General features: G+C 63.6%; 13 protein-coding genes. 4 read left to right on the top strand and 9 right to left on the bottom strand.

Annotation, left to right across the window (positions count from 1 at the left end):
- Positions 1 to 169: 169 nt before the first annotated feature.
- Entirely contained in the window at positions 170 to 1,099 is a 930-nt protein-coding gene (locus P3T42_RS08765) for a LysR family transcriptional regulator (RefSeq protein WP_429305764.1), read from the bottom strand.
- Positions 1,100 to 1,272: 173 nt separating this feature from the next.
- Here P3T42_RS08765 and P3T42_RS08760 point away from each other — a divergent pair, with 173 nt between their 5' ends.
- Positions 1,273 to 1,977: an SDR family NAD(P)-dependent oxidoreductase gene (locus P3T42_RS08760; RefSeq protein ID WP_429305959.1), complete on the top strand. Its 705-nt coding sequence runs from the start codon at positions 1,273 to 1,275 to the stop codon at positions 1,975 to 1,977.
- Positions 1,978 to 2,004: 27 nt separating this feature from the next.
- Here P3T42_RS08760 and P3T42_RS08755 read toward each other — a convergent pair whose 3' ends face one another.
- From P3T42_RS08755 to P3T42_RS08740, 4 genes are all read right to left on the bottom strand, one after another.
- Positions 2,005 to 2,724, bottom strand: coding sequence for an MAPEG family protein (locus tag P3T42_RS08755; RefSeq protein WP_429305763.1), 720 nt, complete (start codon positions 2,722 to 2,724; stop codon positions 2,005 to 2,007).
- A 163-nt stretch (positions 2,725 to 2,887) separates the two neighbouring features.
- The gene (locus tag P3T42_RS08750; RefSeq protein WP_429305762.1) at positions 2,888 to 3,952 is read right to left on the bottom strand and encodes a hypothetical protein; all 1,065 of its coding nucleotides are present in this window, start codon (positions 3,950 to 3,952) and stop codon (positions 2,888 to 2,890) included.
- A 9-nt stretch (positions 3,953 to 3,961) separates the two neighbouring features.
- The gene (locus P3T42_RS08745) at positions 3,962 to 4,240 is read right to left on the bottom strand and encodes a metal-sensing transcriptional repressor (protein WP_074294471.1); all 279 of its coding nucleotides are present in this window, start codon (positions 4,238 to 4,240) and stop codon (positions 3,962 to 3,964) included.
- A 123-nt stretch (positions 4,241 to 4,363) separates the two neighbouring features.
- Positions 4,364 to 5,482, bottom strand: coding sequence for a diguanylate cyclase (locus P3T42_RS08740; protein ID WP_429305958.1), 1,119 nt, complete (start codon positions 5,480 to 5,482; stop codon positions 4,364 to 4,366).
- 327 nt (positions 5,483 to 5,809) lie between these two features.
- Between P3T42_RS08740 and P3T42_RS08735 the strand changes: the two genes are divergently transcribed.
- Positions 5,810 to 6,067 carry a DUF2866 domain-containing protein gene (locus tag P3T42_RS08735; RefSeq protein WP_074294470.1) on the top strand — a complete coding sequence of 86 codons (258 nt, stop codon included), beginning with the start codon at positions 5,810 to 5,812 and terminating at the stop codon, positions 6,065 to 6,067.
- 116 nt (positions 6,068 to 6,183) lie between these two features.
- On the opposite strand, the gene P3T42_RS08730 is transcribed toward P3T42_RS08735, so the two are convergent.
- On the bottom strand, positions 6,184 to 6,825 hold the full coding sequence (locus P3T42_RS08730; RefSeq protein WP_429305761.1) for a glutathione binding-like protein: 642 nt from the start codon (positions 6,823 to 6,825) through the stop codon (positions 6,184 to 6,186).
- Positions 6,822 to 7,190 carry a GFA family protein gene (locus P3T42_RS08725; RefSeq protein ID WP_074294469.1) on the bottom strand — a complete coding sequence of 123 codons (369 nt, stop codon included), beginning with the start codon at positions 7,188 to 7,190 and terminating at the stop codon, positions 6,822 to 6,824. Before P3T42_RS08725 ends, P3T42_RS08730 begins: the two co-directional genes overlap by 4 nt.
- A gap of 269 nt (positions 7,191 to 7,459) precedes the next feature.
- Here P3T42_RS08725 and P3T42_RS08720 point away from each other — a divergent pair, with 269 nt between their 5' ends.
- Positions 7,460 to 8,377, top strand: coding sequence for a LysR substrate-binding domain-containing protein (locus tag P3T42_RS08720; protein WP_429305760.1), 918 nt, complete (start codon positions 7,460 to 7,462; stop codon positions 8,375 to 8,377).
- A 48-nt stretch (positions 8,378 to 8,425) separates the two neighbouring features.
- On the opposite strand, the gene P3T42_RS08715 is transcribed toward P3T42_RS08720, so the two are convergent.
- Together P3T42_RS08715 and P3T42_RS08710 are read right to left on the bottom strand one after the other, a co-directional pair.
- A complete protein-coding gene (locus P3T42_RS08715; protein WP_429305759.1) occupies positions 8,426 to 9,061 on the bottom strand; it encodes a 2-hydroxychromene-2-carboxylate isomerase in 636 nt (211 codons plus the stop codon).
- A gap of 41 nt (positions 9,062 to 9,102) precedes the next feature.
- A complete protein-coding gene (locus P3T42_RS08710; RefSeq protein ID WP_429305758.1) occupies positions 9,103 to 10,035 on the bottom strand; it encodes a CmcJ/NvfI family oxidoreductase in 933 nt (310 codons plus the stop codon).
- A gap of 806 nt (positions 10,036 to 10,841) precedes the next feature.
- Here P3T42_RS08710 and P3T42_RS08705 point away from each other — a divergent pair.
- The gene (locus P3T42_RS08705; RefSeq protein WP_074294465.1) at positions 10,842 to 11,714 is read left to right on the top strand and encodes an oxidoreductase; all 873 of its coding nucleotides are present in this window, start codon (positions 10,842 to 10,844) and stop codon (positions 11,712 to 11,714) included.
- The last annotated feature ends 14 nt before the right edge of the window (positions 11,715 to 11,728 follow it).

Below are 11,728 nucleotides of genomic sequence, written 5' to 3'. Positions count from 1 at the left end.
TTCCACCCTGCTCTTCGCCAAGGACCTGTCTTCGGCATCGGTGCGCGGCTCGAACGGATATGCAGTCCGTCAGCCATACGGGGTGAAAGTGGCATTCGTGGTTTGGAGCCGTGTCGCAGGCGCCGGCGCGCCCACCCGTGACAACGGCCGTGCAGCGAACGCTACCGCTTCACAAGGGCAGCCGTTCCCGACACACCGTGAGCGTCAGTTGCCGGAGCCAGCGGTGAACCGGATCGACCTCTAAACGGGGATGCCACATCTGCGATACCGTTATCTCCCCGGTCTTCACGGGAAGCTCGAAGGCATGAGCGGTAGCGGATGCGGACCATGCCTGCGATTCAATCTGTTTGCCCAGAAGGGACGCAGGCACGAGGGCGATCAGGTCGGAGGCGCGTGCCACCGCGAGCGCGGCGGGGAAACTCGGAACCACGGCCACGACCGTTCGTTGCAGCCCTAACGCGGCCAGCGCTTCATCAACCGGTCCGCTTGTGCGGCCGCGTCGCGACGCGACGACATGGCCGAAGGCGGTGTAGCGCTCGGCTGTCACCTCACGCTCCATGGCAAGCGGATGACCCTGTCTGACCACACCCACAAAGCGATCCCGGAACAAGGCCTGCACGCGGACTTCCGGGCCCATTTCGCCCAGCACGCCAATTTCAAGGTCAGCGGAGCCGTCCCGCAAGTGCGCCGCCGTCTTCTCAAGCTTGGGTGCGAAGCGCAAGCACACATGCGGTGCAGTTGCGGTCACCGCGGCGATCAGTGCGGCGCCGAGGGCCTCCACGAAACCGTCGTTGGCGCGAATCGTAAAGGTGCGCTGCAGCGTTGAAAAATCCGCTTCCGTCGTTGACGGACGCAGTACGGCACGTGCCTCATGAACCGCACTCTGCGTGCGTTGACGCAGCGCCTCCGCATGAGGCGTCAATACCATACGGCGCCCCGCCCGAACCAATAGCGGGTCGCCGGTCGCCTCGCGAAGCCGGGTCAAGGTTCGGCTCATCGCCGAGGCGCTCAATCCCAGTCGACGCGCAGCGCCGGCCACGCTGCCGTCGGCAAGCAATGCGTCGAGCGCAACGAGTAGATTCAGATCGGCTTCTGGCATGTCCGATCCTAGCATGGCCCGTCCAGACATGGCGTTCGATGCAGGTTATAAGTGCAACTGCTGCGTCTTCCGCCGTGCCGCTCACGTCGATATATTTCCTGTACCGACTCATCAACCCGCGCGTGGCGCCTCAACGTCGCGCTCCGGCGGGTCTCGCTCACAGGGAGTTATCCATGCAAGACCATTCTCCGCAGAAAACCGTCCTTCTCATCGGCGCATCGCGTGGCCTCGGATTCGCCATGATCGAGGAATACCTCAAGCGCGGCTGGCGCGTGATTGCCACCGGGCGAGAAAGCTCAACAGAAAAGCTGCGCCAACTCTCGGCAAGCGCCGAGGGCGCGCTGGAAGTCGAAGCCGTCGACATCACGCTCGCCGGCCAGGTCGCCGCATTGCTCAGTCGTCTTAAAGATCGGCAACTGGATGTGCTGTTCGTGAATGCCGGCGTCAAGAACGACGATGGGGAAACGATCGCCGATGTCTCGACCGAGGAATTCGTGCGCGTCATGGTGACGAACGCGTTGAGTCCGATGAGGATAGTCGAGGCGTTTCAGCACCTCGTGCGGCCGACCGGAACCATCGGCGTCATGTCGTCCGGTCAGGGCAGCCTCACCAACAACACGAACGGCAACTACGAGGTCTACCGGGCCAGCAAGGCGGCGCTCAACATGCTCATGCGCAGCTTTGCGGCGCGCCATCAAGACGACCCGAAAACCTTGCTCCTGATGGCGCCTGGCTGGGTCAGAACGGACATGGGCGGTCCTGGGGCGCGTCTGAGTATCGAGGAAAGTATCCCGAACCTGCTGAGCACGATCGAGGCTTACGAAGGGCGCTGCGGATTGCATTATCTGGACTACCTGGGAAGAGTCGTTCCCTGGTGAGCGGCCACGCAAGCCGGCCTTATCGAATCAATCCTTTTTCACTGGGCGCGTTCCCCAAAACAACACCGCTTCGATCGCGAAGAAAACGGCAAGCGGCACAATCGCTCCCACCGTCCCCGCAATCTCGCCTCCGAACCGGCTCGTCACATACAGCAGCACGAACATGCTGACCGCCATGCCTGGCGCTCCGAGTCCACGCATTGCCGCGCTGCGTTGATAGCCGAGCCAGAACGCGGCCCGGGCGACGATCCAGAGCACGGTTGTCGCTACGACCGCACGCATGGCCGAGCCGTCGGGGGAATAGGCGGCAAGGCCGAACAGCGCCGCCGCAAACACGATGATCTGCTCGACCGTGTTCTGCAGGTACCTTTGATTGACGCGCAACCGGCGTGTCTCGAAGCCCACCAGCGGATCGAATGCGGGCGAGGTCAAGCGCTCGTGCGCCACGGCTTCGACGCCCGTCACCAGGCAGAACAGCACGGCAACGCAGCAGCATTTCAGCGTCAGCAACATGCGGGCGCCGAGGCTGTCCATGCCCGGCAGCGGCGACATCGAATAGTCGATACCCAACCACAGCGCCGCTGCAAACAGCGAAGCAGCCGCGATGCCGGCTATGCCGGTAGTGCGCTGCCGGCGAAAGTCGGACGTGTCGTGAGCCGGATCCGTCATGGATTTTCCCTTGGCGTTTCGTACGATGGCATCGGCCGCGGTCTGCGCGTCTGCCGCATGCGACGTAGTGTATTGCATCGCCCACCGCCAAACACGCCCAGCAAAACATCGGACTCAAGTTAAGGTCCCCGCGCGCCGATAAGCAGGTCACCCCCTCTCTCATTCGAATCGATGCGTAGCCGTTTAACGGAGGCGCGGCGTGTGACGCGCCGCGCTTTTGGCATCCCGGCCGTTGCCGGGATCACAAAACGGGAAACACCCAGAACGTCAATCCGACCAGCGCAATGAACGCGCCGCTGAGCACCTCGCCGTAACGTTCGAGCGCACCGAACTTCACGCGCTGCAGACTGGCTGTCGAATACACGCAGAGCAGCACGTAGGTCAGGATCGTGCTCGCAGCAAAGACGATTGCCATGATCAGGATAAGGCTCAGCCCGTACTTGCCGGCCGCGAAGAAGGCCGGAATGCCTTCGACCATCGGCGACGAGCCGAGAATCAACAGCAAGGCGGTCCGCGACGAGGTTTTTCTAGCGGCCCCGTGTGCGTGGTGGTCGTGGTCGTCGTGTTGGTGATGATGCTCATGCTCGGCAAAAGCGGTTTGATACGCATGGGCGTGGCCTTCGTGGCTGACCGTGAGATTGACGTCGAAGCCATGGGGTTCGGGGATATCCTCCACCGATTCCCAATACGCGCCGCGTCGCTCGAACGCAAAGGTCTGGCGGCCACCGTCTTCCCGGCGGGTTTCGACCGTCAAGGTCTCCACCGTCTGCGGCCGGGTTGCAGTCAAGCGGAAGCGCGGGGCTTGCCCGAACTCGTAGATGGACAGCTCGAGCACGCCATGTTCCCCGTACATCCGCTGCAATTCGGGGCCGTGAATCGAATCGGCAGCGCCCCTGCCTCCCGCCAGATGCGAGAAGTCGTGACTATGTCCGTGCGGACCATGGCTATGCCCATGTCCATCGCCCGAGCGCAGCTCGCGCCACGAGGAAATGCCGATCCACAGCCCGAACGCGACCAGCGCGATGCTCGAAATCGTATCGATCCAGTGACCGAACTTCGCTGCGACGGCCACACCCGCCAGCCATACGATGGCCGCAAGGATCAGCGTGGTGACGACGTGCCCGGTCCCGGCCTGAAGCGCGGCGCGTGCGGTTTGCCCTCGGGTCCAGCCGCGCTGGCGCGCAATCAGCGTGATGGGAACCCAGTGGTCCGGGACGATGGTATGCAGGATGCCGACAACGAGGACAGCACCGACCAGCAGCACCGCTGAACTGGTGTCCAGGTGCTGGAAAGAAAGGAGACTCATGAGACGGTCCTAAAGGTACTTGCTGATTTCCTTGAATTCGGCGAGCGCTGCTTTGGCTGACTCGACGTCCGAACTCGACTGCGCGTCAAGGCAGTGATCCACGTGGTCGTGGATAAGCGCCTTCTTCGCGTTGGTGATGGCCTTCTCGATGGCGTGAAGCTGCTGCGCGACTTCGACGCAATTTCGACCGGCCTCGATCATCGCGATCGTGCTGCGCAAATGGCCCTCGGCACGCTTCAGGCGAAGCACGATGTCGGGATGCGATTGGTGGAGTGTGTTTTTGTCCATGTGACGCATCCTATCCAGGGGGATAGGTTGTGTCAACACGTCATGATTGGGCTAGCGGTTGATACCCCTGGGGGGATGCCAGGGGCCACAGTCTTCAGAGCGCCTGCAGGACGCGCGTGCGCATCAGACCTTATCGCCGCCTTCGCGCACATCGTCGCCGAGCACTTCAACCCGGTTACGGCCCTTGTTCTTCGCCTGATACATCGCGCGATCCGCGGCTTCGATCAGCGACTGGCCCTGCGCGGCCGCATCATGCCCACCGCCCACAATCGTGCGTGCCGCCACGCCGATCGAGACCGTCAACGCAATCCGCTCGCCGTTGTCGTCCTGCAGATCGAGCCGTTCGACTGCATGGCGCACGCGCTCGGCGGCAATCAGCGCGTCGGAGCGGTCCCCTTGCAGCAGCGCGGCAAACTCCTCGCCGCCGTAGCGCGCGAGCGTGTCGCCGAGCCGCACCTGCTGGCGCACACAGGCGGCCACCGCTGCGAGCGCGCGGTCGCCGGTTAAATGGCCGTAGGTATCGTTGATCCGCTTGAAACAATCGACATCGATAAAGAGGCACGCCACCGGCACCGAATAACGCGCCGCCCGCTGGATTTCCTCGCGCAGCCGTTCATCGAAATAGCGGCGATTGGAAAGTCCGGTGAGCGAATCGGTCATGCCGAGTTGCTTCAGCCGCTCGCGGTGAGCGACATTGTCGAGACTGGCCGTGACGATGCTGGCGAAGCGTTCGAGAATATCGGTCGCCATACCGACGCCGAAGCGCGCCGAATCCTGGCTGCCGAGACAAAGATAGCCGGAGACCTTCCTGCCCGCCGCCAGCGGCAACACGATCGCACTGGCCGGCATGGCGGCATCGTCGAAAAACGTCGCACACGAGACCGCGTCCATCTCGCCGACGCGCCCAAGCCAGGGCCGACCCGTCTCGCATAGGCGTGAAGCCGCCAGCCCACCCTCGCGGCTGGTTTTCAGGCGATGCTGGTCGAGCGCGCGCAGGGCGGCCGGTTCGAGCAGATCGCGCAACATCGGCGCGCGGTCGTCGAGCCAGACGCTCACGCTCGCAAGCGCGAATTCCTGCGGCAAGTGGACAAACAGCGTATCGAGAAACGAAGCGAAATCCTGCGCACCGATCAGGCGTAACTCCACATCCTGGAAGCGGCGCAACGTGCGCTCGTTGTGCTGCACGGTATCGACAAGCGCGCGCAGGCGGTCGGAGAGTGGCGTTTGGGCGAGATTGGTCACGATATAGAGAAGGCAGCCCGAGGGCGAGGCGGGATCGGCAACCCCAACGGCTCTAATAACGGCCATTTTTACGCGGTCTTGAGGGTCACACCGCGTAGGAGCACCAAACGGCAGAAACGGAAACAATCGGATACAAGCGCGCGAGCGACAAAGCGCAAATCGCAGCTCTTTGTGCGTGGTCTTAAGTCTGGCTTAATTTTCCCCTGCAACTATGACACTCAACATCCCCTGTTGAGCCGCCTGAGTATCGGCGGCGTTTTTTTATCCTGGGGATGCTGCCGGCGCATCGCGAGATGCAGCGCATTCCTGCGAGGGAAACAACACACCATGGTTGAAGATACGGTATTCGAACATCTGCGGGCCATGCCCGGCCACGATTGGGTGCGCCAGATTCAATCCTGCACAGTCTCGGACCCCTTGCAGCCGCCATGGGGACGCTCTTACCGGCTGGTCGAATGGACCATGAAGCACACGCCCGACTCATGCCGCCGCGTGGTGCCCGCCGAAAGCACGCCGCTCGAAATCGCTCAGGCGGTGGTGTCGCATATTCCGGGACGCCGCTTCTGCCAGCAATCCGACAGTTGACGATTACCGCTTTGGCATAGCGGCGGCGTGGAATCGACCACGCCACCGCCAGGCAGTCCTCATCTCAGTCCAGGGCGCGTGCAAACAGTGCACCACCCGCACAGCCAGCACGAGCGCTAGCGCGCCGCCTGCCGCGTCACCTCCTGCTGATGAATCGCCATCTCCTCGGACAACGCCTCCGCGACACTGGCGCGCGCCAGTAGCCGTTTGTAGTAAGCGCCAACTGCCGGCCATGCCGCCAGATCCACACCGGTGTAGGGCGACCAGTTAAGCACGGCGAACAGATAGGCATCGGCTACGCTAAAACCGTCGAGCAAATAGTCGGTCTCAGCAAGCTGCTTCTGCAGTATCTCCATCCGCAGCGCAACCTTCTCGCGTGCATAGCGTTTGACCTCGTCCGGTGCGTGAGAATCGAGCAGCGGGATAAACACCGCCTTGTGCAATTCCGTGCCGATAAAACCCAGCCATTGCTGCAATCTGGCGCGCTGCAAGGTGCCGGCGGCCGGCGCCAGTTGCGCGGCCGGAAAGCGATCCGCCACGTAAGGCAGAATCGCCGCGTTCTCGCTCAGCAGCCAGCCCTCCTCGGTACGCAGCACCGGCACCTGCCCAAGCGGGCTGACCGGATAGAAATCGGAGCCGTCGCGCAAGCGCTTCGTGCGGGTGTCGACCTGGATATATGTCACATGCGCGCCCGCTTCGTACAAGGCAATACGGGTGGCAAGCGAACACGCCAAGGGCGCAAAGTAGAGGCTCATCATCGCGCAGCCTCCAGTCGCGCGTGCGCACGAAGTCCCTGCGTCAGAACGGGATTGGCATTGTCGAAGCACCCCGCGGCAATCGATACGTACTCGACGCCCGTTGCATCCACCACGCCGCGTCCGAAGCTGGCAGCCCCGCAGTTGCGGCAGAACAGGTGGTGGCCGTTGCCGGCGCCGAACTGATAGTCGCCCAGTTCGGATTCGCCGGCCAGCAGGCGAAAATCCTCCGGCTTCACCAGCGTCTCCCAGGCGCGCTGCCTCGCGCAGATCCAGCAATTGCACCGTCGACGTCCAACATTCACGTCGATATCCGCTTCGAAACGTACTTTGCCGCAATAGCAACTGCCCTGATAAGTCTTCTTCATGGCTGAATCTCCGCAACCCTTGATGGGAAAGGCTCGAATGTGAGCTTGAGGATGATTCTAGGGAGGGGCTACTGCCAGCGTGCTGTCAGTATGACTGGCCTGATTGCCGATGCGCTTCGCGGTGCGGTCGCGGCGTGCCTTGTCAGTCCCGAGCCTGAATTCGCGCTTCGGGCGAATGCCTCTGCCAGGCGACACACTCCGCATCCGATTGCGCGACCCCGGCGCGTATGCTCCAATGGTCCAATCGAAGCCTCACATGCGCCATGCGAATGTCAATACCGCTCGTCCGCTTGCCCTCGCTGGAACTGATTCGCGGCTTTGTCGCGGTGGGACGGCGCATGAGCATCACCCTCGCCGCGCAAGACCTGTGCATCACCCAGTCCGCGGTCAGCCGGCAAATCCATGCGCTCGAAGAACAGATCGGCGCCAAGCTGCTGGTGCGCGGCCATCGCGCCATCAGCTTCACCGCCGAGGGCGAGCGGCTCTTTCGCAGCGCGGACGGTGCGGTGCAACAGATGCAGGATGTCATCGGCGAAATCAGCACGACGGGCGTGCCGCGCCCGGTGACGTTAAGCGCCAGCATCGGCTTCACGGGGCTTTGGCTGCTGCCGCGCCTCAGCCGCTTTCAGCAGCGCCATCCGGGCGTGGATGTGCGTGTCAGCGCCAACAACGGCCTCGTCGACCTGCGCCGCGACGGCATCGATCTGGCGATTCGCTACACCTCGCCCTCGCTCGCGCCCGCCGGCGCAATCCAGTTGTTCGGCGAATCGATCGCGCCGGTGGCGCATCCGTCGCTCGGCATCAAGACCTTGCGCTCGGAGCGCGCCATCGCGCAGCACACGCTGCTGGAGTTCGACGATGAGCGGCATCAGTGGCTGCAGTGGCCCGACTGGCTGGCCGCGCACGGTCTGCAGCAGGTGAAGCCGCAAGGGGTCCTGCATTTCAACCAGTACGACCAGGTGATCCAGGCGACGCTTGCCGGCCACGGCATTGCGCTCGGGCGACTCGAACTGATCCAGCCGCTGCTCGATACACAGCAGTTGATCCAGCTCGCGCCCGCGCTGGCGGCAAGCGAAACCTCCCACGCGTACTGGCTGCTCCACGGCGACGACCACGCGCGCGACGCCGTGCGTCAGGTCGCGGCATGGATCGAGTCGGAGGCGCAGACGCAGCGTTTGAGACGGTGAGGCATCGACGCGGCGGAGCGGCGGCCCCGTCCGCGTCACGGCGAACGCTCAATTGCCCGCAAGCGGCAGCCCTGCCGCACAGGCCAGCGCATCGTCCAGCCGGTCATTGCCCCAGAACATCTCCGCGCCCACGAAGAAGGTCGGCGCGCCGAAGACACCCTTCGCTCGCGCCCGTTCGGTCTGCTCGCGCAATGCCAGTTTGTTGGCATCGGCGAGCGCGTCGGCGATGATGGTTTGCGCCGGCAGTCCCTGTTGCATGAGCACCTCGCTCACAGCCTCGGGCGAGTCGATCTCGCGATCCTGCGCGAAGTTCAAGCGCATGATGCCGCGGCAAAACGCGCCGATCCAGGGCTCGTCGGCTCCCAGCATCGCCACTCGCAGAGGCAGCAACGCGCGACGCGGAAACGCCGACGGCCTGCGCCACGGCAGCGCATATTTGCCGCACTGCCGCGCCATGTCTTGCCACACGTACTCGCCCTTCTCCTTCTGCAGTACGAACGGCGACGTCTCGTAGCCGAGTGCCTGAAACACCGGACCGAGCAGGAACGGCTGCCAGCGAATCTTCACGTGATGCCGCGCGGCTTGCGCCTCGATCCGCATCACGCTCAGGTAGCTGTAGTTGCTGCCGAAGTCGAACCAGAAATCGATCGCCGGCGAGCTTGTGTCAAACAATGCGGTGGTCATCGGACTTACTCCTTCATTCGTACACACTCGTTCGTACACACTCATTCATACACAACCAGGCAGCGCAATTCGATGCTTTCCCTCGGCGGTGCATCGGCGGGTGCCTGCGGATGATCGAAGGCCGCGTGCAGCGTATAGCGCGCCACGCCGCTCATCTGCGCGTCGAACTGCTTGAAGACCAGCGCCTCGTGGCGATCCATCGCGGAGAAATACGACCAGCGGTGCAACGGCGAATGCAGCGCGACGTAGATTTCCCCGGTGCGGCGCGGGTAGCGCACGTCGCTGCTCACCAGATCGGCCGCCAGCACGGTGCGTGCATCGCAGACGGCGAGCGGCGTGTCCAGCACCGGACCTTTGATCGAGCGCCACACGTTGACGATACTGTAGCGCCGCACCTGCGCAGCCAGCGCGGGATCGGTCAGGACACGAGCGAGGCGGCTGCGTCCTGAGGCCTCCGTGTAGTCGTTATGGATGCGGCCGTTGGCGGCCGCCACCCCATCCTCGCCACGCCGCCCGAAGGTGAGCGCCGCGCGCCGCGGTTCACGCCGCCGCACCAGATGATCGAATACGTAGGCCCGCTGCGCGCCGGTCGCCGCGAGGGCGAGCTCGGCCGCTTCGGCGTAGTAGGTCGAGCGCACGGCCTCCTCGTCGAAGAAGTCTTTGACGGCGCTCGGCGCGTCCCATAGTTCGAAGCCTTCGCGATGGATCGAGGCGCCTCCGGCCAGGCTGCGCGCGTCGGTGATCGGCATGGCGTGCGAGACATAGGCGCAGTTTTCGCGCGGCTCGCCGGCGGGCGGATCGTAGGCATAGCTGACCGGTCTTTGCGCGGTGGGCGCGAGATAGCTCAGACCTGCGACGACCGCCTGGCGATCGCCGGGCGTGGACGAGCGGACCGGCGTGCCGCGAGGATGCAAGAGCGGAGAGGGCGGAGAGGACGAAGAGAATCCCAAGGACGGTTCAGCAAAAGTAGACATGGACGCTCCAGATAAACGGCCAGTCGCACAGGCGCGAGCACGATCGCCGCGTCTGGCCCAACTGTCCGTCTCTCCATTGAAGCGAAATCGCCGCCCGGCCTCAAACGACATTTCGGTGCAGATCACATGCTCTACGGGAATGTGAAGCACGAAATTTGAAGGCCTACAAACGCCACACAATGCCAATATTTTGCAATCGTTGACAGTCAACCGCGCTATTTTGAGATTATGATTGGGTCATCAATTCACTACGTTCAGGGTTACCCAAAATGACCTATCCGTATGACGTTTTGACCGCAGCCTGCCTCTTCATCATCGTTGTGGCTTCGACCATCATGCTGGTGTTGCACTGACGGCCTGACGCTTCTCCGCCCGCCTGGGCGCGAGCGGCACCAACCCAGCGGTCGCCCGTTCGTCCCTGCAGCCGCCACGCGCTGCGTCTATCGATCAAAGCTCGCCGAGCCGAATACCGCACGCCCTCCCCGGCCAACGCGCCCTGTGCGGCAATCCACGACGCATGGCAGCGTTCTCACGCCGAATCGCCAGATCAGCGACAATAGTCTGGCTATCTTGCCGTCCTCCAGGCGCCCTTCGCGTACGTACCGTACGCAAGCAAGCACAGCGACCCGGCGCGCCTGCGGCACAAGGCAGCAACGACGCCTCCACGCACCACGCATGCAGCCGGTGCGAAGCGGAGGTCGGTCAGGCATGTTTTTCGCCCCCGTCACCTGTGTCCGTCGCGGCTCACCACGCCGTGAGGCACATCCACTCCCTTTGCTTTTGCAAAACGAACAGGAGTTTCCCAAATGATGAATCGAGACAACCCCGTCTGGCTGATCACGGGCTGTTCAACGGGCTTCGGCCGCGAACTGGCGAAACTGGTGCTGGCACGCGGCTGGCGCGCGGTGGTCACGGCGCGCGATGCATCGAAAGTCGCGGACATCGCCGAAGGTCACGCCGGCCAGGCGCTCGTCCTGCCGCTCGATGTCACCGATCGCGGGCAGATCGACGCCGCCGTCGCAGCGACCAAGGAGCGTTTCGGCCGCATCGACGTATTGGTCAATAACGCGGGCTACGGCTATCTGGCCGCCATCGAGGAAGGCGAAGACGCGGCCGTGCGCGAGATGTTCGAGGCCAATGTGTTCGGCCTGGTCGACATGACCAAGGCCGTGCTGCCGGTGATGCGCAAGCAACGCAGCGGCTTGATCGTCAACGTGTCGTCGATTGGCGGCCTCACCAGCTTTGCGGCCACCGGCTATTACCACGGCACCAAGTACGCGGTGGAAGGCATTTCGGAATCGCTCGCGACCGAAGTGAAGCCGCTCGGCATCGACGTGCTGATCGTCGAGCCGGGACCGTTCCGCACCAACTGGGCGGGGCCGTCGATCAAGCAGTCCGCCACGCAGATCGACGATTACGCCGCCACCGCCGGCGAGCGCCGCAAGCAGACCGCGGCGCGCAGCGGCAACCAGGCGGGCGATCCGGTGCGCGCCGCGCAGGCGATCATCGACGCCGCGCTCTCGGACACGCCGCCGTTGCGGCTGCTGCTCGGCAAGACCGCGCTCGAACTGGCCCGCAAGAAGCTCGATTTCCTGCGCAAGGATTTCGACACCTGGGAAGCCACGACCGTCGGCGCGGACTTCCCGGAAGACGGCAAGAACAAGGGCGCGCCGCTATAAATCGCGCAACGCGA

Origin of the sequence: Paraburkholderia sp. GAS38, from assembly GCF_050434965.1 — a bacterium.
Taxonomy (GTDB): domain Bacteria; phylum Pseudomonadota; class Gammaproteobacteria; order Burkholderiales; family Burkholderiaceae; genus Paraburkholderia; species Paraburkholderia phenazinium_A.
Note: the sequence above shows the minus strand (reverse complement) of the source record. Positions and strands in the feature narration are given on the sequence as shown.